The organism is Microbacterium panaciterrae, from assembly GCF_039541635.1.
In the GTDB taxonomy this organism is placed as follows: Bacteria; Actinomycetota; Actinomycetes; order Actinomycetales; family Microbacteriaceae; genus Microbacterium; species Microbacterium panaciterrae.
Genome location: NZ_BAABGP010000017.1, coordinates 43,266 through 65,444, shown reverse-complemented (window position 1 = coordinate 65,444; position 22,179 = coordinate 43,266). Strand labels below are relative to the sequence as shown.

The following is a 22,179-nucleotide window of genomic DNA, read 5'->3' as shown; positions in this document are numbered from 1 at the left end:
CCTCGCGGTACGGTGATCTCGTCGAGCATCGAACACGTCCGAGAGGAAACCATGCGCCCGTATCTGGACAAGGCGTCCCCCGAGGCGTGGAAGGCAGCCTCCGCCTACTCGGAGACGGTGGCCGGCGTTGCCGCGGCGGCCGGACTGACCACCGTGGAGGCGGAATTCATCAAGGTCCGCGCCTCGCAGCTCAACGCGTGCGCGTTCTGCCTCGACCTGCACTGCCGAGAGACGCGCGATGCCGGAGTCACACAGCAGAAGCTCGACCTGCTGCCCGCCTGGCGCGAATCCACCCTGTACAGCGAACGGGAGAAGGCCGTGCTGGCGATCGCGGAGGCCGCGACCCTGCTGCCTCTCACGGAGGAGTCGGAGGGCGACCTCGCCGCCGCGCGAGGCGTGCTCGGCGACGAGACCTTCGCCGCCGCGGAATGGGTCGCGTTGACCATCAACATGTTCAACCGGCTCTCGATCCTCAGCGAGCACCCGGTCCGCGTACGGGACACGGCCGGGAACGTCGTCCGCTGAACCTGACGGGCCACGCACGAAGGAGCGACAGATGATCACGGGAATCGACACGAGGCGGCCGCCGTCCGGACCCGGCTGCGTGGAGTGCGAGCGCGACGGAGGCTGGTGGGTCCACCTGCGCCGGTGCGTGGAATGCGGTCATGTCGGATGCTGCGACGACTCCCTCGCGCGGCACGCGACCGCGCACGCCGCCGAGACCGGCCATCGGTTCATCCAGAGCTACGAGCCCGGCGAGGACTGGTTCTGGGACTACGAGACGCGACAGGAGGTCGACGGCCCCGAACTCGCCCCGCCGACCAGCCACCCCGCGGATCAGTCCGTACCGGGGCCGGCGGAACGGGTCCCCGCCGACTGGCTCACGATCCTGCAGAACCGCTGATCCGCTCGGGGCAGACGCCGCCGGGCCGGCCGGTCCGACGGCGCCCACCAACGGCCGATGCGTTACTGCGCGACGGCCTCGTCCCGGCGCGGCAGCACCCAGCCGGCCCGCGGGAAATGGCAGGTGTACCCGTCGGGGTAGCGCACCAGGTAGTCCTGGTGCTCGGGCTCGGCCTCCCAGAACGGCCCGGACGGCTCGATCGTCGTCACGGCGGCGCCCGGCCAGAGACCAGAGGCGTCCACATCCGCGATGGTGTCGCGGGCGACCTGCTCCTGCTCGGGGCTCAACGGGAAGATCGTCGAGCGGTAGCTCGTGCCGATGTCGTTGCCCTGACGGTTCAGCGTCGACGGATCGTGGATCTGGAAGAAGAACGCGAGGATGTCCCGGTAGGTCGTCTTCGACGGATCGAACACGATCTCCACCGCCTCGGCGTGCCCGGGGTGGTTCCGGTAGGTGGCGTGGTCGTTGCTGCCGCCGGTGTAGCCCACGCGGGTGCCGAGGACGCCCGGCTGGCGGCGGATGAGGTCCTCCACGCCCCAGAAGCAGCCGCCGGCGAGAACGGCGGTCTCGGCGCCCGGGACGCGGGTGATGGATCCGGTGTCGGCGGTTCCGCTGGTCATGATGCGTGCTCCTCTGTGCTCTGCGGGGTGGGTGTGTCGAACAGACCACGGTACGCGCCGTAGCCCTGCGCCTCGAGCTCCGCGGCCGGGATGAAGCGCAGCGAGGCCGAGTTCATGCAGTATCTCAGGCCGCCGGCCTCGCGCGGCCCGTCGTCGAAGACGTGCCCGAGGTGGCTGCCGGCGCCGGTCGAGATCGCCTCGGTGCGGACCATGCCGAACGTGCGATCGGTGTTCGTCGTGACGGCGTCGGGGTCGATCGGCCGGGTGAAGCTCGGCCATCCGGTGCCGCTGTCGAACTTGTCCGTCGACGAGAACAGCGGCTGACCCGACACCACGTCGACGTAGATGCCGCGGTCATGGTTGTTCCAGTACTCGTTGCGGAACGCGGGCTCGGTACCGCCCTCCTGCGTCACCCGGTACTGGTGCGCCGTGAGCGCGTCCAGCGCCTCGGCGGTCTTGCGGTAGTCGGTGGGGTTCATCGTTCTGCTCCTCTGTTCGCCGCCGCTGGCTGCGGCGACATCAGGAAGAACGAGCGAGGGCCCGCTTTTGGTCCCGCGAAGCTGTGGCCGGGCTGTGAGTTTTGAGGCCTGAGGCTTCGTCACCGCGCCACCCCACCGAGGTTGCCGCATCGACAGCCGCGCGAGCGAGTGCCAGACTGCCGCACACGGGGGATGGACGACGGGACGCACACATGAACGACCTCAGGCCGAGGCGTTCGCACGGACGGCTCCGCCGGCACGGGACGGGCGCGCTGGCCGTGCTCGCACTGCTGCTCACGGGGTGCTCCGCTGCGACGGATCGCCCGGCCCCGACTGCCCCTGCGACAGCGACCGCCACGGCGACTGCGGCCGTCGCGGGCCTCTTCGATGTCGGCGCAGGACGGCGGATCTACCTGGAATGCCACGGAACCGGCACCACCACGGTCGTGCTGATCGGCGGTCTGCGCGCCGCCACCGACTACTGGAACCGCACAGACACGAAGCCGATCACCGTGATGCGGGGCGTCAGCGGGGCGGCTCGCGTGTGCGCCTACGACCGTCCAGGCACAGTGCGCGAGGGAAACGCCTTCAGCCGCTCGGATCCGATCGCGCAGCCGTCCAGCGAACTCTCCGCGGTCGCCGATCTGCATGCGCTCCTCACGGTCGCGGGCGTAGCGGGCCCCTACGTTCTCGTCGGGCACTCCTACGGCGGATGCATCGCCCGGCTGTACGCATCGACGTACCCCGCGCAGGTCGTCGGCATGGTGCTCGTCGACGCCCTCTCCGAGGCCTTCGCGGCCGCGATGCCGGCCGCGCAGTACGCCCAGCTGCAGGTGTCGCAGCAGGTGCCGGCGGAGGACCTCGCAGCCTATCCGGCGATCGAGCGGCTGGACATGGATGCCGTGAACGCCGAGCTGCGCGCCGCACCACCGATCCACGCGATGCCGTTGACCGTGCTCTCCGCCGACCAGCTCGTCGCACCGCAATGGCAATCGATGATCGACTCGGGCCAGCTTCCGGCGGGCACCCCCGCCGACCTCGGGGCTGCGGTGGATCGGGCGCAGAAGGCGTCGCAGGACTTCCAGGCAGGCCTCGTCCCCGGCGCCGTGCACATCACGCAGACGCACAGCGGGCACGACATCCCGCTGGACAATCCTGCGATCGTGATCACCGCGATCCGCGATGTGCTGTCGCGGGCGCGCTGATCCGTCGGCACCCCTGTCGCCGGCGGGAGCGCCTCTGCTAGCGTTCGCTCATCGAGGGACTTTCGCTCATCGAGCGGGATTCTGCATCGACTGGGGCGAGCGGAAGAACCGAGGATCGCATGGGGATGCGAAAGATCACGGCGTCGCGGGCAGCGATGCTCATCGCGCTCGGCGGAGTCTGCCTTCTCGCGCTCAGCGCGTGCACCGCGAGCCCGGGAGGGACAGGCACCCCGTCGACGAGCGCGTCGCCGGCCGCGACACCGGGATCGGGGATCCGGCCCGGATACCAGGACCAGACCGCGCTCGAGTTCTCGCCCCTCATCATCGACGCGCTGTCCTCCCAGGTCGTGCCCGTGGAGGGCTCGGACGGGCTGATCTACGTGGCCTACGAGCTCCGTGTGCTCAACTCCGCGCCGCGCGATGCGACGATCACGGCGATCGAGACCCTGGCCGGCGATGAGGGCGGCGCCGTGCTCGCGACCGTGGATCAGGCACGCATCGCGTCGAACACGATGCTGATCGGCGGTGCGGAGCGCAACACCGCCACGATCCCGGCCGGACGCACAGCCATCGTCGTGTTCCGCGACACCTATCCGGCGAGGGCCGACGTCCCGAAGACGTTCACCCACCGCATCCATGCGACGTTCGCGGCGCCGAAGGAGGGCGCGCCGCGGCTCGCCGCGAACTACCCCGACCAGGTCGCGCAGATCGGCGGCGCCCTGACGACGAGCACCGACGCGCCTCTCGTGATCGGATCGCCGGTGTCGGGGACGAACTGGTTCGCGAACAACGGGCTGGACCCGACCAGGCTCAATGCGCACAGCGACGTGGTGATCCCCCTCGGCGGACGCATCGTGTCAGCCGAGACCTACGGGATCGACTTCATGCGGATCGATCCTGCGACGATGTCCTCGGATCGCGGCGATCCCACGCAGAACGCCAGCTACCTCGCCTTCGACGAGCCGCTGCTCGCGGTGGCGGACGGAAAGGTGGTGCGCGCGGATACGGACCATCCCGATGTCGCTCCGCAGGTCCTGCCCGATCTCAGCGTCCTCGAAGACGCGACCGGCAACCAGGTGGTCCTCGACCTCGGCGGCGGGGTGTTCGCGACGTACGCGCACATGAAGCAGGGGTCCGCCACCGTGAAGGTCGGCGACACCGTCACGAAGGGTCAGGAGATCGGCCGGCTCGGCAACTCCGGCAACACGAGCGAGGCGCACCTGCATTTCCAGCTGCAGCGCGGATCGCTCATCTCGGCGGACAACGTGCCCTGGGTGTTCGACACCTTCGAGTCGATCGGCGCCCTCTCCGCCGACCAGACCCACATCGTCGCTCCCCCGAAGCCCGGCACCCGCACGAAGGAGATCCCGGTGTTCGGCAGCGTGTTCTCGATCCCGGCGAAGTGATCGGCGATCATCCCGGCGTCCGGCGCCAGACGGACGGTGCCACACCGCAGGCGCGTTTGAATGCCCGGCTGAAGGCCTCCTCGGACTCGTAGCCCGCGCGACGCGCGATCGTCGCCACGGCGAGCTGCGTGCCCGCGAGGAGATTCTGCGCCACGTGCATGCGCCATCCGGTCAGGTACCGGATCGGCGGCATTCCCAGCTCGCGCCGGAATCGCTCATCCAGCACGGAGATGGACACATGCAGCTCCGAGGCCAACGCGATGACGCTCCACTTGCGCGACGGATCGGCGTGGATGAGTGCCATCGCCGGTCCGACGATCGGGTCGCGGAGCGCGCGCACGAAGCCGACCTCGGCGGCGGGAGCGCTGGCGAGGTGGAGCTTGAGCACCTCGGCCAGGACCAGCTCGATGATCGGGGTCGGGGCCGCATAGTGGATCCCGTCGACCTTGGTCGACTGACCGAGGACGAAGTCGATGCTCGCCCGCACCCAGGCAGCGGCAGCTCCGGTCGGACGGGAGACGAACACGGGTGGCAGGGCGCGCACGGCCGGGTCGAAAAGCTGATCGCTGCTGGCGAGGTAGCCGCACAGGATCTGCGTCGGATCTCCGCCCGTGCCGTACTCGATGACCGGCATCTCGTCCCACGGCGGCGGCGGCATGAGGCTCGCCATGTCCACCAGCTCGGCATCGTCCGTCCCGCCCATCCGATGTCCGTCGCCGTACGGCAGCACGACGACGTCGCCGGCCTCGGCCCATCGACGCTCGGAATCGCCGTCGATCTCGATCCAGCAGCGACCGGCCGCGATCACATGGAACAGCAGCACGCGCGGTGCGCCGGGGCGAGGATCGCGACCGCGTCGGCGGACGGGACGGAGCGGTACGCCCACCCTTCCGTGTAACGGCCCTGCAGGAAGAACGCACCCTGCAGGCGCAACCCGCTCAGGGCGTCGAGCAGCGTGTTCCCGGGGCCTGGATCAGCAGCTCCGGGGATCGGATCATGGCCTTCGTGCATGCTCGGCACAAGACTGATTCTCCCAGGCAACCGACCGACGAGGGAGAAAATCATGCCACTTTTCATGGACGTCCACGATCACCTGCCGGACGGCACCACCGCGGCCGACGTCGCCGGTGCGCATGCGGAGGACCTCAAGATCCAGGACCGCTACGGCGTCGAGTACAAGGCCTACTGGGTCGATGAGGTGGGCGGCAAGGTTTTCTGCCTCGTCGACGCGCCGACCCCGGAAGCCGCGGCGCAAGTGCACCAGGAAGCTCACGGCCTGGTCGCCGACCACATCCACCCGGTCGTCGCCGGGGGCTGAGCCACGGCGATCAGAACGCGTCGTCCTCCAGCTCGATCTCGATGAACCCGCCGATGATGCGGGTGCGGAAGGTGCGCAGCAGCAGAGACGGATCCGAGAGGCACTCCCCGGTGCCGAGGTCGTAGACCTCCTTGTGCAGCGGGGCGGCGAGGGTGACCCTGTCGCCGCGCGAGCCCACGATGCCGCGCGCCATCACTGCGGCACCGCCGGCAGGATCCGCATGGTCCACCGCGTACACCTCCTTGGGCCCGACGAGGAACAGCGCGATCTGGCGCATGCGCAGCAGCACCGCCTCGCCCCAGGACGGTTCGAGGTCGTCGACACGACAGGCGCGCACCCAGGCGGTGCGCGGAAGGACCGGACGCGGGGAGCTCTGCAGGATCGTCATGCTCCGAGGCTAGGAGTCGCGTGTTTCCGCGATGGTCGGCTCATGTAACGGCCACGTGAAAGGCGTCTCACACGGAATGCGCCGCAGTGTGCGGCTGTGTTAACCGGCGGTTACATCGACGAAACCGCCGAGAAATCCCGCACTCCTACGCTCAGATCGCATGACGACTCGACGAACGCTCATCGTGGGAGGCGGCCCCGCCGCCCACCGGCTCGTGGACGCGCTCGTGTCCCGCGGCATGGCAGGGCGCTCCGTCGTCGTCGTGGCGGAGGAGGCGTACCTCCCCTACGACCGGGTGCAGCTGAGCAAGCGCCTCGCCGACAGCACAGTCGACCTCACCCTCGAGCCCGCGTCCCCGTGGGAGGACGCCGCCGTCTCGCTGCGGGTCGGCGAGGCGGTCACCGCGATCGATCGCTCGATGCGCACGGTCACCACCTCGGAGGGCGCGGTGCTCGGCTACGACGATCTCATCCTCGCGACCGGATCCTCCGCCCCCGTTCCCGACATCCCCGGCGCGGCCTCCGCGCGGGTCTATCGCACGATCGACGACGTGGATGCGCTGGTCGCCGAGGTCGCCGAGCTCAGGCGACGGCTCGGACGCGCGCCGCGCGTCGCCGTCGCCGGCGGCGGCCTGCTCGGCCTGGAGGCGGCGGGCGGGATGGCGGCCCTCGGCGCCGAGGCCGTCGTCATCCACTCCGGCGGGTGGCTGATGTCCGCCCAGCTCGACGAGGGCGCCGGACAGGCGCTGGGGCGGCTCATCTCCGCACGCGGCGTCGACCTGCGCCTGGGCACGCGACCGCAGCGGATCGAGTGCGCCGACGACGGCCTCCCCGTCGCCGTGTTCTGCACCGACGGGCGTCGCGTGCCGGCCGACATCGTCGTGTTCGCGATCGGGATCCGCGCCAGGGACGAGCTGGCGAAGGCCGCGGGCATCGAGACCGCCGACCGCGGCGGCGTGATCATCGACGAGGCCTGCCGCACCTCGGATCCCGCCATCTGGGCAATCGGCGAGGTCGCGGCGGTCGACGGTCGCACGATCGGCCTGGTCGCGCCGGCGAACGCGATGGCGGAGACGGTCGCCGACCGACTGCTGGGCGGTGACGCCACCTTCACGACCGTGGACGACGCGACCAAGCTGAAGCTGTCGGGCGTGGATGTCGCGAGCTTCGGCGACGCCTTCGCGCGCGAGCCCGGCGCGCTCGAGATCGTATACGCCGACCCCGCCCGGGGCCTCTACCAGAAGCTGGTCGTCAGCGACGACGCGAAGACGCTCCTGGGCGGCGTGTTCGTCGGCGATGCCGCGCCCTACGCCGGTCTCCGGCCGCTGCTCGGACGCGTGCTCGACGCGGAGCCCGCGGCCTATCTGTCGGCGGCCGGTGCCGAGCCGCCCGGTGGCGGCTCCCTGCCCGACGACGCGTACGTGTGCTCGTGCAACAACGTCACCGCCGGCGCCGTGCGCTCAGCCGTCCGGGACGGCTGCCACGAACTCGGCGCGCTGAAGACCTGCACCCGCGCCGGCACCCAGTGCGGTTCGTGCGTGCCGCTCGTGAAGAAGCTGCTCGAGACCGAACTCGCCGCCGCCGGCGCCACCGTCTCCCGCGCACTCTGCGAGCACTTCGACCTGTCTCGCCAAGAGCTGTTCGAGTCCGTCAGAGTACGCGGTCTCACCAGCTGGGAGGACACGATCGGCCTGCTCGGCAGAGGGCGCGGCTGCGACATCTGCAAGCCCGCCGTGGGGTCGATCCTGGCCAGCCAGCACGGCCAGTATCCGCTGGACGGCGGCCTCGGCCCGCTGCAGGACACCAACGACCGGGCCCTCGCCAACATGCAGAAGGACGGCACCTACTCCGTCGTCCCGCGCATCCCCGGTGGGGAGATCACCCCGCAGAAGCTCGCCGTCATCGCGCAGGTCGCGACCGACTTCGACCTCTACACGAAGATCACCGGCGGCCAGCGCATCGACCTGTTCGGAGCGCGGCTGGACCAGCTCCCCGACATCTGGCGCCGGCTGGTGGACGCGGGCTTCGAATCCGGGCAGGCGTACGGCAAGGCGCTGCGCAACGTGAAGAGCTGCGTCGGATCCACCTGGTGCCGATACGGCGTGCAGGACTCGGTCGGCATGGCTGTCGGGCTGGAGCTGCGCTACCGCGGGCTGCGCGGGCCGCACAAGTTCAAGTTCGGCGTCTCCGGCTGCGCCCGGGAATGCGCAGAGGCGCGCGGCAAGGACGTGGGCGTGATCGCGACGGACAAGGGGTGGAACCTGTATGTCGGAGGCAACGGCGGCTTCCAGCCCGCGCACGCGCAGCTGCTCGCCTCCGACCTGGACGACGAGACGCTGGTGCGGTTCATCGATCGCTACCTGATGTACTACATCCGCACCGCCGACCGGCTCCAGCGCACCGCACGCTGGATGGAGGAGCTCGACGGCGGAGTGGACCACGTCCGCGAGGTCGTGGTCGAGGACTCCCTCGGTCTCGGCGCCGAACTCGAGGCCGCCATGGCCCGGCACGTCGACACGTACGAGGACGAATGGGCCGCGACGCTGCGGGATCCCGAGCGGCTGCGCCGGTTCCGCTCGTTCGTCAACGCGCCCGCCGAGGCGGATCCGACGATCGCCCGGGTCGAGGAGCGCGGCCAGCGCCGCCCGGCGACCGCCGCGGAGCGCGCGGACGGCGTCGTGTTCGTGGCCGGGGCGCGGATCCCGGTGCGCTCCGCGGAGCACACCCTGCCGGAGCCCGCATGACGGCGCGGACCGGATCCGTCACCCTCGTCGGCGGCGGCCCCGGTGACCCGGACCTGCTCACGGTGGCGGCCGTGCGCGCGCTCGCCGCGGCCGACGTCGTCCTGTTCGATCGCCTCGCACCGGCGGCGGCGCTCGCTGCGATGGCGCCGAACGCCCGGCTCATCGACGTGGGCAAGACCCCGGGGCATCATCCGATCCCGCAGCACGAGATCGAGCAGCTGCTGGTCTCGCACGCGCTGGCGGGATCCCGGGTGGTGCGGCTCAAGGGCGGAGACCCGTTCGTGTTCGGGCGCGGCGGCGAGGAGGTAGAGGCGTGCCGGCAGGCCGGCGTGCCGGTGCGGATCGTGCCCGGCGTGAGCAGTGCGATCGCCGTGCCCGCCGCCGCCGGGATCCCGGTCACTCACCGCAGCATCTCGCGGATGTTCACGGTCGTCTCCGGCCACGCGCCGCTGTCCTCCTCCGAGCTCGCGCATCTCGCCGGCCTCGGCGGCACGATCGTGATCCTGATGGGAATCCTGAACCTCCCCTCGATCGCGACCGGGCTCGTCGGCGCCGGGATGGATCCGCAGACGCCGGCCGCGATCGTCGAGCAGGGCTGGACCCCGCGGCAGCGCACGACCTTCGCCGACCTCGCCGGGATCGGTGCACAGGCGGCGCTCGCGGGCGTCGTCTCGCCGGCGGTCGTCGTGATCGGCGAGGTCGTCCGGCTCGCCCGTGGCGGCGATGACGACGCGGCGGCGATCCTCGCCGAGGCCGCGGCGAGCGCCGCGAGCGCCACCGGGAGTGCGGGATGACGGGCGTGCAGGACGCCGCGGGACGCGCGGTCGCGTTCCTCCCGGATCAGCTCTCCGGCTTCCGGATCGGCGTGACCAGCGACCGCCGCTCGGCGGATCTGATCGACGCGTTCGAGCGGCGCGGGGCGAGCGTGATCCACGCGCCGACAGTGCACATGCGGCACGCCGACGACGACGCGCCCGTCATCGCCGACACCGAGCGCATCATCGCCGCAGCCCCCGACGTGCTGCTCGTGACCACGAGCTACGGGATGAGGCGCTGGTTCGAGGTCGCCGACGCGGCCGGCCTCGGCGCCGCGCTGCAGCGCACGCTCGCGGCGGCGACGATCCTGGTGCGCGGGCCCAAGGCGCGGGGCGCCGTGCGCGCCGCCGGACTCGACGACGCCGGGATGAGCGACGAGGAGACCACGGCGTCGCTCGTCGAAAAGGTGATCGCCGAGCACCCGGCCGGGATCACGGTCGCGGTGCAGCTGCACGGCCAGCCCGACGAGGAGCAGCTGCGCCGGCTGCGCGCGAGCGGTGACCGCGTTCTGACGGTGGCGCCGTACTCGTGGTCGACCGACGAGGACGAGGACGGGCGCGCCGCGCGCCTGATCGACGCCGTCGTCGCACGCCAGCTCGACTGCGTCACGTTCACGAGCGCTCCGGCGGTCGACGGGCTCCTGCTCGCGGCCCACGCCCGCGGATGCCGCACCGAAGTCGTGGAGGCGTTCCGCGGCGACGTCGTCGCGGCGAGCGTCGGCCCGGTGACCTCGGCGCCCCTGCTGAGTGAGGGGATCCGCCCGCTGCAGCCCGACCGTTTCCGGATGGGGGCGCTCATCCGCCTCGTCTGCGAGCATCTGGAGGCGCAGTCCACCCGCCGCGTGCGCACCCGGCACGGCGAGATCGAACTGCGCGGCAGCTTGGCCCTCGTCGCGGGCGCCCCGGTGCGGCTGACACCGAGCTCCCTCGCGCTGTTCCGGGCGCTCGTCGCCGCCCGGGGGGCGGTCGTGTCACGGCGGGAGCTCTCCGGAGTCGTCGGCGGGGACGACCACACCATGGAGGTGTCGCTCAGCCGGCTGCGTCAGAGCCTGGCGATGCCGGGGCTGGTCGCGACCGTCGTGAAGCGCGGGTACCGGCTCGACGTCTGATCCGGTCGCCTCCGGGCACCAGACCTCAGACGACCGGTGCCGCCGCCAGGAGCGCGGCGATCCGGCCCCGGCATCCTCCGCACCCGGTGCCGGCGCGTGTGCGGCTGCCGACCAGTTCGACCGTGTCGCATCCCGTCGCAACCGCGTCGGCGATGCCGCCGGCGGTGACGCCGTTGCACCAGCACACGGTCTCCCCACGGCCGAGCGGAGTCTCATCGGGGGCCGCGTCGACGTCCGCGGCGTCGAGACGCAGGAGCGCGGAGGGTTCGGCAGGCAGGGCCGCGCCGCGCTCGTACAGCAGCGTCAGCTCGGCGCCGGCCCGGGGCAGCCCCACAGCCACGAAGCCGGTCAGGGCGCCGTCGCGGACCACGGTCTTCAGATACCCGCCGCGCGCGCCGTCGATCCAGACGCTCACCTCGCGCTCGGCGTCCCAGGGCTCGGCGTCGTGCTCGCCGCCCGACACCACGTCGATCCCGGTGGCCTTGAGCATCACCGCGGTCGGACGTTCGTGCAGCGCGACCGCGGCGTCGCGCGACGCGACGCCGCCCGCTGCTTCGGCCCGCAGCCGGGAGGCGAGGGCCGCGGCCTGTCGCCACCCCGGTCCGATCAGCCCGCTGGGCGCCCCCGGCACCCGGCCGGATCCCTCCGCCGCGTCGGGATCGGAGACCTGGGCGCAGTCGCCGATCGCGAACACGTCCGGGTCGCTCCAGCTGCGCAGCTCCTCGTCGACGAGCATCCCCGTCGCGCAGGCGAGGCCGGCCGCGAGCGCGAGCTCGACGCGCGGGGTCACGCCGCAGGAGAGCACCAGCAGATCACCGCGGAGATATGTGCCGTCCGCGCATGCGATCCCGTCGAACACAGGGCCGGACAGGGTGTCGCGGAAGTCGAGGCCCTCGGCGCGGGCGTGCGCGGCCATCCCGATCCCGACGGCACGGGCCGCCCGGGTGAGCATACGACCGCCGGATTCGTCCAGGTTGCGCGACATCGGGGTGCCGCCGTGATGCGCCACGAGCACGTCGGCGCCGTGCTCGGCCGCGAGCAGCGCGAACTCCATCCCCAGCACGCCGGCGCCCAGCACGACGATCCTGCCGCCGCCGGCCACGACCGGCGCCACGGCGTCCGCGTCGGTCAGATCGCGGAGCGCGACGACGCCCGCGGGAAGTGCGTGCGCGCCCCGGTCGAGCTCGGCGGAGGGCGCGGCGCCGCGTTCATGGCGGGTGCGCTGCAGGCCGTCGAGGGTCGGGATGTTCGCGCGGGCGCCGGTGGCGAGCACGAGGCGGTCGTAGGGCAGCGCCGCTCCGCGCGACGTGCGCACGCGCTGCCGGTGCCGGTCGATCGCGACGGCCGTCTCGGCGAGTCGGATGTCGGCGCCGGCCGCGCGGGCCGCCGCGGTATCCGCGATCTCCAGTCGCTCGCGCGACGCCGCACCGACCGCGTACTCGGCCAGCAGCACCCGGTTGTACGCGTCATCGGATTCCGCGCCCACGACGACGAGCTCGGCGTTCCCCGCCGCGACGGCGGGCAGCACCTCCTCGACGAAGCGCGCACCCACGGGTCCGTATCCGATCAGCACGATGCGCATCGGCCTGCTCATGCCGCCACCTCCGCCCCGTCTGTGATCGCAGTGACGATGACCGCGGTGCGCTTGAACTCGGGCATGGCCGAGATCGGATCCACGGCCGCGTCGGTGAGCAGGTTCGCGCACTGCTCGTCGGCGAAGTGGAACGGCAGGAAGACCGTGTCCATGCGGATCCCGTCCGTGAGCCGGGCATCCACCTCGACCGCGCCGCGGGAGCTGCGGATCCGGATCCGGTCGCCGTCGACGATCCCGAGACGTGCAGCGGTGGCCGGGTGCAGTTCCGCCCGGGCGCGAGGTTGCGCGGCGTTCAGCTCGGGCACGCGGCGGGTCTGCGCGCCGGACTGGTAGTGCTCCAGCAGGCGCCCGGTGGTCAGCGTCAGGCGTCCGGGGGCGTGCGGCGCGAAGGGTTCCCCCGCGTCGATGCCGTGCGGTGCCGTCCGGGCGGCGACCGCGACCAGCCGGGCCAGCCCGTCGTCGTGCCCGAAGCGCTCCCCGAACAGCCGCGGGGTCCCCGTCGATCCGGCCGGATACGGCCAGTGCGCGGCGACGCCGTCCCCCGCCTGCGCATCCAGGACCGCGTGGCTGAGCCCGGAGTAGTCCGCGATCCCGCCGGCGGACGCCCGGGCGAGCTCGTCGAAGACGGCGGCGGGATCCGTCGGCCAGGTCGACGGCGCGTCCAGCCGCCGGGCGAGATCGGCGAGCACGTCGAGTTCGCTGCGCACGCCCGCCGGCGGATCGATCGCCCGCCGGCGGCGGATGATCCGTCCTTCGAGATTGGTCATCGTGCCCTCCTCCTCCGCCCACTGGGTGACGGGCAGGACGACGTCGGCGAGCGCGGCGGTCTCGGACAGCACGAAGTCGCACACCACCAGCAGATCGAGCGCTGCGAGCCCCGCACGGATCGCGCCGGCGTCCGGGCCGGAGACCACCACGTTGGCGCCGTGCACCAGGAGGGCCCTGATCCCCCCTGCGGCGCCCATCATCCCGAGCAGCTCGACGGCGGGTACGCCCGGCCCGGGCAGGATTTTGGGGTCGACGCCCCAGACCGCGGCGACGGCGGCCCGATGCGCGGGATCCGCGATCTTGCGGTACCCGGGCAGCTGGTCGCATTTCTGGCCGTGCTCGCGGCCGCCCTGGCCGTTGCCCTGCCCGGTCAGGGTCCCGTAACCGGAGCTCGGGCGTCCGGGCAGACCGAGGACGAGGGCGAGGTTGATCGCCGCCGTGGCCGTGTCGGTGCCGTCGACGTGCTGCTCGACGCCGCGTCCGGTGAGGATGTAGGTGCCGCGGCCGCGGGCGAGGCGGCGGGCCACCTCGCGCAGCAGGGCGACGGGCACTCCCGTGTGCGCCTGGACCCGTTCCGGCCACCAGGCCGCGACGCTGCGGCGTACCGCGTCGAAGCCGCTCGTACGGGCCTCGAGATAGGGCAGGTCGGCCAGGCCCTCCGCGAGCACGAGGTGCGTCAGGCCGAGCAGCAGCACCAGATCGGTGCCGGGCGCGGGCTGCAGGTGCAGTCCGGCGCCGTCCGCCGTGAGCTCGGCCGTCTGCGAGCGCCGCGGATCCACCACGACCAGTCCCCCGACAGCCCGGGCGCCCGCCAGATGCGACAGCAGCGGCGGCATGGTCGCTGCCACGTTCGAGCCCAGGAGCAGGATCGTGTCCGCGTCGTCGAGATCCGACACCGGGAACGGCAGTCCCCGGTCGACTCCGAACGCGCGCGTGCCCGCGGCCGCGGCCGAGGACATGCAGAACCGGCCGTTGTAGTCGATCCGCGAGGTGCCGAGGGCGAGGCGGGCGAACTTGCCGAGCAGGTAGGCCTTCTCGTTCGTCAGGCCGCCGCCGCCGAACACGCCGACCGCGTCGGGGCCGTCCTCGCGCCGGATGCCGACGAGCGTGACGACGATGCGGCCGAGCGCCTCCTCCCAGGTCGCGGGACGAAGTTCTCCGTCTTCGCGGACCAGCGGCGTCGTCAGGCGTCCGGGCGCGGCGAGCAGCTCCGCGGACGTCCATCCCTTCTTGCACAGTCCGCCGCGGTTCGTCGGGAACGCCCTCCCCGCCACCGTCACCGGAGTCGCGCCGTGCGGGGTGGAGGTGAGGGTCATGGCGCACTGCAGCGCGCAGTACGGGCAGTGCGTCGGCGCGGAGGCCGCCGGGCCCGGCGGGGCCGCGGGGGCTGTCGAGAGGGTCATGGTGCCCGCCGCCGTCAGATCCGCAGGCCGCGACGCCGCCCGCGCACCGCGATCGCGACCGTGATCACGAGCAGGACGAGGTAGGCGCCGACGAACCAGCTGAGACCGGCCGCGTACCCGCCCGTCGTCGACTTGGACAGGCCGAGCACCTGCGGAATCACGAAGCCCCCGTAGGCGCCGAGTCCGGAGACGATCCCGAGCGCGGCGGCGGCGGTGCGCTGCGCCGAGACGTCGCCCGCGGAGGCGACGCCGTCGGTCGCGCCCGAGCGCAGCGCGAACAGGGTGGGGATCATCCGGTAGGTGGCGCCGTTACCCGCGCCGCTGGCGATGAACAGCACGAGGAAGAAGCCGAGGAACAGCCAGAAGCTGCCGAGCGGGAGCGTGAGGATCACGGCCAGCGCGCCCAGTGCCATGACCACGAACGCCGCGATCGTGATGGTGCTCCCCCCGAACCGGTCGGCGAGCCGTCCGCCGAAGGGTCGCGCGAGCGAGCCGACGAGCGCTCCCACGAACGCGAGCGACAGGGTCGCCCCGCCGAGCGGGAAGGCGCTGAACGCCGGGAACTGGTCGGCGATGAGCTTCGGGAAGACGCCGGAGAACCCGATGAACGATCCGAACGTTCCGACGTAGAGCAAGGCCATCAGCCAGAGCTCCGGGGCGCGCAGCGCGGCCAGCGACGCCCGCAGATCCGCCCTGGCGCTGGTGAGGTTGTCCATCCGGCGCCAGGCTCCGACGGCGGCGATCAGGATCAGCGGGACCCAGACCAGTCCGGCGAGCGGCAGCTGCAGGGTCGCCCCCGCGCCCAGGGTGATCACGATCGGCACGGCGAACTGCGCGACCGCGGCGCCGAGGTTGCCGCCGGCGGCGTTGAGCCCGAGCGCCCAGCCCTTCTCGCGCTGCGGGTAGAAGTACGTGATGTTGGCCATCGAGCTGGCGAAGTTCCCCCCGCCGAGGCCGGCCAGCCCGGCGACGGCCAGCATCACGGGGAACGGGGTGCGCGGATCCGCGACGCAGAGCGCCAGCCCGATCGCGGGGATCAGCAGCAGGGCCGCCGAGACGATCGTCCAGTTCCGGCCCCCGAAGCGCGGCACCATGAACGTGTACGGGAAGCGCAGGGTCGCCCCGACCAGGCTCGGGATCGAGATCAGCCAGAACGTCTGCGTCACGGTGAAATGGAACCCCGCGCCGGGCAGCGCGACGACCACCACCGACCAGAGCTGCCAGATCACGAATCCGAGGAACTCCGCGAAGATCGACCAGCGCAGGTTGCGCCGGGCGATCGCGGCCCCGCCGGCCTGCCACTGCGCGGTGTCCTCGGGATCCCAGCCGTCGATCCAGCGGCCGGGCAGGAACGCGAGTGGCCGTTCCGCGATGGGATCCTGGATCGCGGGGGCGGTGCGGATGGTGTCGGTGCTGGTCATCGAGGCCTCCTGGGGATGCGTGTGCCACCACGCTAGGAAGTCCGTGTTTCCGTCGTTCGTGCGCGACGTGACGCCTTCGTGTCGAAGACCTCTCGCGGGTGCGCGGCGGGTGTGAGCCGAACCCGGAATGAGTCAGAAGTCGCGCAAGGGGTCACCCGAATGCTTCTGCGTACGCCGGCTCCTCAGCGGGCACCCAGGCCGGCACGCCGGATGCCGATTCCATACGGAGCCAGTTCTGCTTCCGGGCGAGCTCGAGCGCGGTCTCGATCAGCTGATGGGTGCTGCGGGAGTCATCGGTGTCGCGCCATGCGAGCGACCACGAATAGTACGGCTGCGCTTCCTGCGGCAGGTACAGCGGCATCCCCGCGGCGGCGTACCGCCTGGCGTAGGTGTGGAACTCGAAGTAGCGTGCGGGCGGGCGTGCGCGCTGCATGTATGCGAGGCAGTGACTGAACGCACCGGGCGTGCCGAGCCAGCGCATGGTGATGCCGAAGTCGCGTTCGAACGCAGTGAGGAATTCGCCGTGCGCGTTGTAGCCGCCCGACTCCGGCGGATCCCCGAAGACGTACAGCGGACGGTCGTGGAACGACGCCGTCCGAGCCGGCTCGTCATCCGCAGTGCCGATGAGCGCGAACGGCTCGAGGCGCAGCAGCCGATGCGACCACCCGTTGGGGTGATCGCGCAGCATCCGCGGAGTGAGGTGGAGCATGGCGACGTCGATCCGATGGGCCAGCAGGGCCTCGAGCTGGGTGACGCTGTCCATCGCGTGCTCGAGCAGGCGGGTCTCCGGATGCGTCGCCGCGAACGCGTCGGCCACCATGCGGCTCGTGGCGAGCTCGAAGACGTGCGCGATGCGGACGGTGTCCTCGGGATCCGGTCGGCGCATCCCGTCGGCCAGCGCGAGCAGCGTTCTCGCGTCGTCGAGGAAGCGCCTCCCGCGCGGCGTCAGCGCGACCCTGCGGCTGGTGCGCAGGAACAACGGCTCGCCGAGCTGTTCCTCGAGTCTGCGGATCTGGCTCGACAGTGCGGGCTGGCTGATGTAGAGGCGGGAAGCCGCGCGCCCGAAGTGGAGTTCTTCCGCGACCGCGACGAAGTATCTGACGAGACGAAGGTCGAGGTCCATGCACACTCCGATGCGACGCCGCGACACGGCTGATGATTCACCGTAGCCCTCTACCGCCGGATCGATCCACATGCGGTTATCGATCGCGGGCGCCGGGATCTTGGACACCGCTCCCCCATCGGGTGTTCACTCGGTACAGGCCCGATTTGCGATGTGGGATCGGAGGACTCATGGACCTTGGTCTGTCGAACGCGGTGGCGATCGTGACCGGCGCGAGCCGGGGCATCGGTCTCGCCGTGACGCGCGAGCTCGTCGCGAACGGCGCGCAGGTGGTCGCGGGGGCCCGGCGCAGCTCGGAAGGCCTCGACGAGCTGGTCGAGGCGGGCGCGGTCGAGTTCGTCGCGACGGATCTCTCCAGCCCGGAGGGCGTGGACGCTCTCGTCACGGCCGCGGGTCGCCGCGAGCACGTCGATGTCCTGGTGAACAACGTCGGCGGCGTCACCCCGCGACCCGATGGCTTCGCGAGCGTGACCGACGAGGAGTGGCTGGCCGCCTTCACGATCAATGTGCTCACGCCGGTCCGGATGCTGCGGGCCGTGCTGCCGTTCATGCTCGACGCCGGGCGCGGATCGATCGTCACGGTGAGCTCGGTCAACGCCTTTCTGCCGGATCCGCTCGTGATCGACTACAGCGCGGCGAAGGCGGCACTGGCGAACCTCAGCAAGTCGCTGTCCAAGGAGGTCGGGGGGCGCGGGATCCGGGTCAACACGGTCAGCCCAGGGCCGGTCGCGACCGACCTCTGGCTGGGCGAGGGCGGCGTCGCCCAGACGGTGGCACGCGCCACGGGTGCGGATCCGGCAGCCGTTGCGGCGGGTGCCGCGGGCGGGGCCGTGACCGGTCGGTTCACCCGGCCCGACGAGGTGGCGCGACTGATCTGCTTCCTCGCGAGCGACGCGGCGAGCAACCTCACCGGGGCCGACGTCACGATCGACGGCGGCCTCATCACCACCCTGTGAAGACCACACCCTGAAGGCCACACCTGTGAAGACGGAGACAGACATGGGAACTCTCACCGAGCGGGAACAGCTCGAGATCACTCGCGCGAACGAGTCCGGCCGACGGCCTGTCGTGTTCGTGCACGGCCTCTGGCTGCTCGCCAGCAGCTGGGATCCATGGCGGGAATACTTCGAGGACAACGGGTACGCCGCGCTCGCACCGGGGTGGCCCGACGACCCGGACACGGTCGCGGAGGCGCGCGAGCATCCCGAGGCGTTCGCCCGCAAGATGGTGCAGCAGGTCACCGACCACTACCTCGAGGCGATCGACGCCCTCGACACGGCGCCCGTCGTGATCGGCCACTCCTTCGGCGGGCTCATCGCCCAGAAGATCGCCGGCACCGGAGTCGCCGCCGCGACCGTCTCGATCGACAACGCGCCGTTCAAGGGTGTGCTCCCCCTTCCCGCATCGGCTCTGAAGTCCGCCGCGCCCGTGCTGTCGAACCCCGCGAATGCCGGGCGAGGCGTGTCGCTGACCTGGGAGCAGTACCGGTACGGCTGGGCCAACAACCTCGACGAGGATGAGGGGCGAAGGCTCTACGACACCCTGCACGTGCCGGCCGCCGGCGTCCCGCTGTTCCAGGCCGCGTTCGCGAACTTCAATCCGTTCGGCGGCGAGACCCAGGTCGATTCGAAGAACCCGGCGCGCGGCCCGCTGCTCATCATCGGCGGCGAGAAGGACCACACCGTCCCACCCGCGATCACGAACGCCAGCTACAAGATCCAGGCGAAGAATCCGGGCGTCACCGAGCTCGTCACGATCCCGAACCGCGGACACACCCTCACCATCGACTCCGGGTGGCGCGAGGTCGCCGACGAAGCGCTGGCTTTCGTGCAGCAGCACGCGCCCACCGCCTGACACTGCGCGGCCCCGGCATTCCCCGCGATGCGACCATCCGCACGACCGACATTCACGAGTTTGTGACGTTCTGCGGTCGGGCACCGTCCCACAGATAGAGCGTCGTTCTTCGCTCGCTCGAGCAGCACGGCCGGTGTGGTCGCGCTGCGTGATTGTGGAGGTAGTGCTGATGGCCATCGATGAGAAGAACACGACCGCTCCGGCCGAAGGCGGCATGTCCGCGAGCCGCGACGTGAAGCCGTCCCCGACGTCACGAGTGGATCGCGCTCCGTCGGCACCGCGTCCGGCGCCTGAGGACGGCTCCTCGGCCGGCCGCACCACCATCGCCGAGGGCGTCGTGGCGAAGGTCGCGGGGATCGCTGCCCGCGAGGTGTCCGGCGTGCACGCTCTGGGCGGAGGCGGCGCCCGCGCACTGGGCGTGATCCGCGATGCGGTGAACGCGACAGACCTCACGCAGGGTGTGAAGGTGGAAGTCGGAGAGACCCAGGCCGCCGTCGACATCACGATCGTCGTCGACTACCCGGCTCCGATCCGTGAGGTCGCCGAGAATGTCCGCGCCGCGGTGACCGATGCGATCACCCGGCTGGTCGGCCTGCAGGTGGTCGAAGTGAACGTCGACGTGAACGACGTGCATCTGCCCAGCGACGACGGGGACGACGACGCCGAGTCCCGCGTCTCATGAGTGCGACGCTGACCGGAGCCCTGGTCGGCGCAGTGCTGGCGTTCGCCGCGCTGATCTTCGGGTTCTGGGGGTTCGTGCTGGTCGTGCTGCTGATGGCGATCGGGGCGTTGGCCGGGCGGATGGCGTCAGGGCAGCTGGATCTGCGCGCCCTCGTCGGCGCGTTCACGGGCAGGCGCACGTCCGCATGAGTGCGGCGGCGGTCGAGACCCTCGCCGGCGCGTCCGCGGCCGCTTCCGCGGCGCCCGGCAATGTCCGGGTGCGCCCGCGGGTCGTCGACACGGTCGTGCGGGAAGCATCAGCGGGCATGATCGGTGTTCCTCGGGACGAGGTGAGTGTGGAGGTCGCCGAATGGGGCGGCGACCTTGCCGTGCGGGTGACTGCACGGCTGCCGATCCCCGACCTGGCTGACACCGAGGCGATCCGCGCCGAGACGCCGATCCTGGTGCGCGCACGCGACCTGCAAGCCGCGCTCGCCGCGGAATTCGCGCGGCTGACCGGGCGGGAGATCCGACGGGTGTCTTTCACCGTCGCGGGGGCCGTCGTCCCCGAACGAAAGAGGGTGAGGTAGATGACACGCACCGTGCTGACGCGCGTGCTGCGCCGGGAGATGCATTCTCCGCGGACGGCAGCCGCCGTGGTCGTGCTCGTCCTCACCGCGGCGGCCGCCGTGTACGCGGGAGTCGAGATCGTGCTGCAGCTGGTGGGCGCCGGGCCGCTGCTGCTGACGCCGGGAACGGCGCTCGGCCGGCTGATCGCGCTGCCGTCGACGCAGCCCGCCGCCGCCGTGATCGCGGGCGGAGCGGTGACGGCGATCCTCGGCGTTCTTCTCATCTGGCTCGCACTGAGCCCCGGCCGCCGCCCGCGGCACCAGCTCGGCGTCTCCTCGCACGCCGTGGTCGTCGACAACGGCGTGATCGCGTCGGCGGTCGCCGAGCGGGTGCGGCGCGAGCTCGACCTCGCGAAGGATGCGGTCGTGGTCGGCGTCAGCCACCGGAGCGCGGACGTGACCGCGCGGCCCGAGCCGGGGCAGGATCTCGAACGGCAGCGGGTGCGGGCTGTCGCGGAGGCGGAGCTCGCACGCTATGAGACCCGGCCTCGCCTGAGGGTGCGGGCACGGGTGCTGCGTGCGGCTGATGCGGAGCCGATGCGATGAACGCCACGAACCGTGCGGTGAATCGCGTCGTCCTCCTCCTCATCGGGATCGTCCTTCTGCTCGCCGGCGCGGCCGTGATCGCCGCGGTGCGCTGGCCGGCCGCCGCCAGGACGTGGAAGACCGTGCTGTCGAGCGCGGTGGACGGAATGTCGTACGCCGGCGCGCAGACCCGGATCTCGGTGGCGACCACCCTCAGCTGGTCCGCCGTCGGGGTGCTCGTGGTGCTGCTGCTCATCGTGCTGGGCGCGGTGACGGTCATCGCCCGTCTCGGCGGCGGCCGGTCCGCTGCGGTGATCCGCGAGGAGCCCGGAGACGGCCCGCATGGTGCGATCACGATCCGGCAGGCGTTCGCATCCGATGCGATCAGCCGCTCGCTGGCGCGACGGGAGGAGATCCTCTCCGCCCACGTGGGTGCCAGGCGGGTGCGTGGCACGGAGGTGCTGCAGGTGAGCGTCACACCGCGCCAGAACACCTCACCGGCGGATGTCGCGGCCACCGTGACCACGCTCGTCGACAACCTCGCGACGCTCACGGGCCGGGAGACGCCGACGCTCGTGTCGATCCGCACAGGGATCCGTTCGCGGCTGGCCGCAGATCAGTCACGAGTGCATTGACGTACCGCTCCCGAACAACGAGAGCGGTCGAGAAGAAGGGAAGCAACACGATGAGTGCTGGAGACAAGATCAAGGCCGCCGCCGACAAGGTCGGCGGTCAGGTCAAGGAGACCATCGGCAAGGCGACCGACAACGACAAGCTCGTCGCCGAGGGCCAGGCCGATCAGGCGAAGGGGCATCTCAAGGACGCCGCCGAGAACGTGAAGGACGCGTTCAAGAAGTAACCGAGATGGGCGGTCGGCCTGAGCGCCGACCGCCCGTTCCTCGACTCGACATGTTCACGGAAGGACTGCTCTCATGGGCTTTTTCAGTTTTCTGCTTCTCGGCCTGATCGCGGGCGCGATCGCGAAGCTCATTCTCCCCGGCAAGCAGGGCGGCGGGTGGTTCGTCACCCTGCTGCTCGGCGTGGTGGGTGCCTTTCTCGGCGGCTGGCTGGGCGGACTGATCTTCAACGTCAGCCTGCAGGGGTTCTTCAACCTCTCCACGTGGCTGCTCGCGATCGGAGGATCGATCGTGGTCCTGCTGATCTACGGCCTGATCGTCGGACGCCGCTCAAGGAAGTGACGGAACCGCGACAACG

The 22,179-nt window shown here is 71.4% G+C and carries 26 protein-coding genes; 17 read left to right on the top strand and 9 right to left on the bottom strand.

Going from position 1 to position 22,179, the window contains the following annotated elements; genetic code table 11:
- Window positions 1–51: 51 nt before the first annotated feature.
- Together ABD882_RS12445 and ABD882_RS12440 are read left to right on the top strand one after the other, a co-directional pair.
- The gene (locus ABD882_RS12445) at window positions 52–525 is read left to right on the top strand and encodes a carboxymuconolactone decarboxylase family protein (RefSeq protein WP_345187371.1); all 474 of its coding nucleotides are present in this window, start codon (window positions 52–54) and stop codon (window positions 523–525) included.
- A 31-nt stretch (window positions 526–556) separates the two neighbouring features.
- The gene (locus tag ABD882_RS12440) at window positions 557–904 is read left to right on the top strand and encodes a UBP-type zinc finger domain-containing protein (RefSeq protein ID WP_345187369.1); all 348 of its coding nucleotides are present in this window, start codon (window positions 557–559) and stop codon (window positions 902–904) included.
- A gap of 62 nt (window positions 905–966) precedes the next feature.
- Here the strand turns inward: ABD882_RS12440 and msrA are convergent, their stop codons facing one another.
- Together msrA and msrB are read right to left on the bottom strand one after the other, a co-directional pair.
- A complete protein-coding gene (msrA, locus tag ABD882_RS12435; protein WP_345187367.1) occupies window positions 967–1,524 on the bottom strand; it encodes a peptide-methionine (S)-S-oxide reductase MsrA in 558 nt (185 codons plus the stop codon).
- Window positions 1,521–2,003, bottom strand: a complete 483-nt coding sequence (msrB, locus tag ABD882_RS12430; protein WP_345187366.1) for a peptide-methionine (R)-S-oxide reductase MsrB — start codon at window positions 2,001–2,003, stop codon at window positions 1,521–1,523. Before msrB ends, msrA begins: the two co-directional genes overlap by 4 nt.
- A 212-nt stretch (window positions 2,004–2,215) precedes the next feature.
- Here msrB and ABD882_RS12425 point away from each other — a divergent pair, with 212 nt between their 5' ends.
- On the top strand, window positions 2,216–3,208 hold the full coding sequence (locus ABD882_RS12425; protein ID WP_345187364.1) for an alpha/beta fold hydrolase: 993 nt from the start codon (window positions 2,216–2,218) through the stop codon (window positions 3,206–3,208).
- A 125-nt stretch (window positions 3,209–3,333) separates the two neighbouring features.
- Window positions 3,334–4,614, top strand: coding sequence for a M23 family metallopeptidase (locus tag ABD882_RS12420; protein WP_345187362.1), 1,281 nt, complete (start codon window positions 3,334–3,336; stop codon window positions 4,612–4,614).
- A gap of 7 nt (window positions 4,615–4,621) precedes the next feature.
- Here ABD882_RS12420 and ABD882_RS12415 read toward each other — a convergent pair whose 3' ends face one another.
- Window positions 4,622–5,437, bottom strand: a complete 816-nt coding sequence (locus tag ABD882_RS12415) for an AraC family transcriptional regulator (protein ID WP_345187360.1) — start codon at window positions 5,435–5,437, stop codon at window positions 4,622–4,624.
- Window positions 5,419–5,625: a hypothetical protein gene (locus ABD882_RS12410; RefSeq protein WP_345187359.1), complete on the bottom strand. Its 207-nt coding sequence runs from the start codon at window positions 5,623–5,625 to the stop codon at window positions 5,419–5,421. Before ABD882_RS12410 ends, ABD882_RS12415 begins: the two co-directional genes overlap by 19 nt.
- Window positions 5,626–5,677: 52 nt before the next feature.
- On the opposite strand from ABD882_RS12410, the gene ABD882_RS12405 reads away from it, so the two are divergent.
- Window positions 5,678–5,932 carry a DUF4242 domain-containing protein gene (locus ABD882_RS12405; RefSeq protein WP_345187357.1) on the top strand — a complete coding sequence of 85 codons (255 nt, stop codon included), beginning with the start codon at window positions 5,678–5,680 and terminating at the stop codon, window positions 5,930–5,932.
- Between the two features lie 10 nt (window positions 5,933–5,942).
- Here ABD882_RS12405 and nirD read toward each other — a convergent pair whose 3' ends face one another.
- Window positions 5,943–6,320, bottom strand: coding sequence for a nitrite reductase small subunit NirD (gene nirD, locus ABD882_RS12400; protein WP_345187356.1), 378 nt, complete (start codon window positions 6,318–6,320; stop codon window positions 5,943–5,945).
- 160 nt (window positions 6,321–6,480) lie between these two features.
- Between nirD and nirB the strand changes: the two genes are divergently transcribed.
- The 3 genes from nirB to ABD882_RS12385 are packed head-to-tail and all read left to right on the top strand — an operon-like array spanning window position 6,481 to window position 10,987.
- Entirely contained in the window at window positions 6,481–9,063 is a 2,583-nt protein-coding gene (gene nirB / locus ABD882_RS12395) for a nitrite reductase large subunit NirB (RefSeq protein WP_345187355.1), read from the top strand.
- Window positions 9,060–9,857, top strand: coding sequence for a uroporphyrinogen-III C-methyltransferase (gene cobA / locus ABD882_RS12390; RefSeq protein WP_345187353.1), 798 nt, complete (start codon window positions 9,060–9,062; stop codon window positions 9,855–9,857). The genes nirB and cobA overlap by 4 nt, the downstream gene beginning before the upstream one ends.
- Window positions 9,854–10,987, top strand: a complete 1,134-nt coding sequence (locus ABD882_RS12385) for a uroporphyrinogen-III synthase (RefSeq protein WP_345187351.1) — start codon at window positions 9,854–9,856, stop codon at window positions 10,985–10,987. Before cobA ends, ABD882_RS12385 begins: the two co-directional genes overlap by 4 nt.
- A gap of 25 nt (window positions 10,988–11,012) precedes the next feature.
- On the opposite strand, the gene ABD882_RS12380 is transcribed toward ABD882_RS12385, so the two are convergent.
- From ABD882_RS12380 to ABD882_RS12365, 4 genes are all read right to left on the bottom strand, one after another.
- Complete coding sequence (locus tag ABD882_RS12380; RefSeq protein ID WP_345187350.1) at window positions 11,013–12,581, bottom strand: FAD-dependent oxidoreductase; 1,569 nt, start codon at window positions 12,579–12,581, stop codon at window positions 11,013–11,015.
- On the bottom strand, window positions 12,578–14,752 hold the full coding sequence (locus tag ABD882_RS12375) for a molybdopterin oxidoreductase family protein (protein WP_345187348.1): 2,175 nt from the start codon (window positions 14,750–14,752) through the stop codon (window positions 12,578–12,580). Before ABD882_RS12375 ends, ABD882_RS12380 begins: the two co-directional genes overlap by 4 nt.
- A 14-nt stretch (window positions 14,753–14,766) precedes the next feature.
- Window positions 14,767–16,173, bottom strand: coding sequence for an MFS transporter (locus ABD882_RS12370; protein ID WP_345187346.1), 1,407 nt, complete (start codon window positions 16,171–16,173; stop codon window positions 14,767–14,769).
- Window positions 16,174–16,324: 151 nt separating this feature from the next.
- Window positions 16,325–17,296, bottom strand: a complete 972-nt coding sequence (locus tag ABD882_RS12365; protein WP_345187345.1) for a LysR family transcriptional regulator — start codon at window positions 17,294–17,296, stop codon at window positions 16,325–16,327.
- Between the two features lie 170 nt (window positions 17,297–17,466).
- Here ABD882_RS12365 and ABD882_RS12360 point away from each other — a divergent pair, with 170 nt between their 5' ends.
- The 9 genes from ABD882_RS12360 to ABD882_RS12320 all read left to right on the top strand — a co-directional run bounded on the left by ABD882_RS12360 (window position 17,467) and on the right by ABD882_RS12320 (window position 22,163).
- The gene (locus ABD882_RS12360; RefSeq protein ID WP_345187343.1) at window positions 17,467–18,252 is read left to right on the top strand and encodes an SDR family NAD(P)-dependent oxidoreductase; all 786 of its coding nucleotides are present in this window, start codon (window positions 17,467–17,469) and stop codon (window positions 18,250–18,252) included.
- Window positions 18,253–18,295: 43 nt separating this feature from the next.
- The gene (locus tag ABD882_RS12355; RefSeq protein WP_345187341.1) at window positions 18,296–19,150 is read left to right on the top strand and encodes an alpha/beta hydrolase; all 855 of its coding nucleotides are present in this window, start codon (window positions 18,296–18,298) and stop codon (window positions 19,148–19,150) included.
- A 169-nt stretch (window positions 19,151–19,319) separates the two neighbouring features.
- A complete protein-coding gene (locus ABD882_RS12350; protein WP_345187340.1) occupies window positions 19,320–19,832 on the top strand; it encodes an Asp23/Gls24 family envelope stress response protein in 513 nt (170 codons plus the stop codon).
- Window positions 19,829–20,020: a DUF2273 domain-containing protein gene (locus ABD882_RS12345; RefSeq protein WP_345187338.1), complete on the top strand. Its 192-nt coding sequence runs from the start codon at window positions 19,829–19,831 to the stop codon at window positions 20,018–20,020. The genes ABD882_RS12350 and ABD882_RS12345 overlap by 4 nt, the downstream gene beginning before the upstream one ends.
- On the top strand, window positions 20,017–20,400 hold the full coding sequence (locus ABD882_RS12340) for an NTP pyrophosphohydrolase (protein WP_345187336.1): 384 nt from the start codon (window positions 20,017–20,019) through the stop codon (window positions 20,398–20,400). Before ABD882_RS12345 ends, ABD882_RS12340 begins: the two co-directional genes overlap by 4 nt.
- The gene (locus ABD882_RS12335) at window positions 20,401–20,985 is read left to right on the top strand and encodes a DNA/RNA endonuclease G (RefSeq protein WP_345187335.1); all 585 of its coding nucleotides are present in this window, start codon (window positions 20,401–20,403) and stop codon (window positions 20,983–20,985) included.
- Entirely contained in the window at window positions 20,982–21,599 is a 618-nt protein-coding gene (locus ABD882_RS12330; RefSeq protein ID WP_345187333.1) for a hypothetical protein, read from the top strand. Before ABD882_RS12335 ends, ABD882_RS12330 begins: the two co-directional genes overlap by 4 nt.
- 50 nt (window positions 21,600–21,649) lie before the next feature.
- On the top strand, window positions 21,650–21,823 hold the full coding sequence (locus ABD882_RS12325) for a CsbD family protein (protein WP_345187331.1): 174 nt from the start codon (window positions 21,650–21,652) through the stop codon (window positions 21,821–21,823).
- Between the two features lie 73 nt (window positions 21,824–21,896).
- A complete protein-coding gene (locus ABD882_RS12320) occupies window positions 21,897–22,163 on the top strand; it encodes a GlsB/YeaQ/YmgE family stress response membrane protein (protein ID WP_345187329.1) in 267 nt (88 codons plus the stop codon).
- Window positions 22,164–22,179 lie beyond the last annotated feature (16 nt).

Bases quoted from the DNA above. Each gene is read 5' to 3' on its own strand.
- ABD882_RS12445 (WP_345187371.1), top strand. From the start codon at position 52: ATGCGCCCGTATCTGGACAAGGCGTCCCCCGAGGCGTGGAAGGCAGCC.
- ABD882_RS12440 (WP_345187369.1), top strand. From the start codon at position 557: ATGATCACGGGAATCGACACGAGGCGGCCGCCGTCCGGACCCGGCTGC.
- msrA (WP_345187367.1), bottom strand. From the start codon at position 1,524: ATGACCAGCGGAACCGCCGACACCGGATCCATCACCCGCGTCCCGGGC.
- msrB (WP_345187366.1), bottom strand. From the start codon at position 2,003: ATGAACCCCACCGACTACCGCAAGACCGCCGAGGCGCTGGACGCGCTC.
- ABD882_RS12425 (WP_345187364.1), top strand. From the start codon at position 2,216: ATGAACGACCTCAGGCCGAGGCGTTCGCACGGACGGCTCCGCCGGCAC.
- ABD882_RS12420 (WP_345187362.1), top strand. From the start codon at position 3,334: ATGCGAAAGATCACGGCGTCGCGGGCAGCGATGCTCATCGCGCTCGGC.
- ABD882_RS12410 (WP_345187359.1), bottom strand. From the start codon at position 5,625: ATGCACGAAGGCCATGATCCGATCCCCGGAGCTGCTGATCCAGGCCCC.
- ABD882_RS12405 (WP_345187357.1), top strand. From the start codon at position 5,678: ATGCCACTTTTCATGGACGTCCACGATCACCTGCCGGACGGCACCACC.
- nirD (WP_345187356.1), bottom strand. From the start codon at position 6,320: ATGACGATCCTGCAGAGCTCCCCGCGTCCGGTCCTTCCGCGCACCGCC.
- nirB (WP_345187355.1), top strand. From the start codon at position 6,481: ATGACGACTCGACGAACGCTCATCGTGGGAGGCGGCCCCGCCGCCCAC.
- cobA (WP_345187353.1), top strand. From the start codon at position 9,060: ATGACGGCGCGGACCGGATCCGTCACCCTCGTCGGCGGCGGCCCCGGT.
- ABD882_RS12385 (WP_345187351.1), top strand. From the start codon at position 9,854: ATGACGGGCGTGCAGGACGCCGCGGGACGCGCGGTCGCGTTCCTCCCG.
- ABD882_RS12380 (WP_345187350.1), bottom strand. From the start codon at position 12,581: ATGAGCAGGCCGATGCGCATCGTGCTGATCGGATACGGACCCGTGGGT.
- ABD882_RS12375 (WP_345187348.1), bottom strand. From the start codon at position 14,752: ATGACCCTCTCGACAGCCCCCGCGGCCCCGCCGGGCCCGGCGGCCTCC.
- ABD882_RS12370 (WP_345187346.1), bottom strand. From the start codon at position 16,173: ATGACCAGCACCGACACCATCCGCACCGCCCCCGCGATCCAGGATCCC.
- ABD882_RS12365 (WP_345187345.1), bottom strand. From the start codon at position 17,296: ATGGACCTCGACCTTCGTCTCGTCAGATACTTCGTCGCGGTCGCGGAA.
- ABD882_RS12360 (WP_345187343.1), top strand. From the start codon at position 17,467: ATGGACCTTGGTCTGTCGAACGCGGTGGCGATCGTGACCGGCGCGAGC.
- ABD882_RS12355 (WP_345187341.1), top strand. From the start codon at position 18,296: ATGGGAACTCTCACCGAGCGGGAACAGCTCGAGATCACTCGCGCGAAC.
- ABD882_RS12350 (WP_345187340.1), top strand. From the start codon at position 19,320: ATGGCCATCGATGAGAAGAACACGACCGCTCCGGCCGAAGGCGGCATG.
- ABD882_RS12345 (WP_345187338.1), top strand. From the start codon at position 19,829: ATGAGTGCGACGCTGACCGGAGCCCTGGTCGGCGCAGTGCTGGCGTTC.
- ABD882_RS12340 (WP_345187336.1), top strand. From the start codon at position 20,017: ATGAGTGCGGCGGCGGTCGAGACCCTCGCCGGCGCGTCCGCGGCCGCT.
- ABD882_RS12335 (WP_345187335.1), top strand. From the start codon at position 20,401: ATGACACGCACCGTGCTGACGCGCGTGCTGCGCCGGGAGATGCATTCT.
- ABD882_RS12330 (WP_345187333.1), top strand. From the start codon at position 20,982: ATGAACGCCACGAACCGTGCGGTGAATCGCGTCGTCCTCCTCCTCATC.
- ABD882_RS12325 (WP_345187331.1), top strand. From the start codon at position 21,650: ATGAGTGCTGGAGACAAGATCAAGGCCGCCGCCGACAAGGTCGGCGGT.
- ABD882_RS12320 (WP_345187329.1), top strand. From the start codon at position 21,897: ATGGGCTTTTTCAGTTTTCTGCTTCTCGGCCTGATCGCGGGCGCGATC.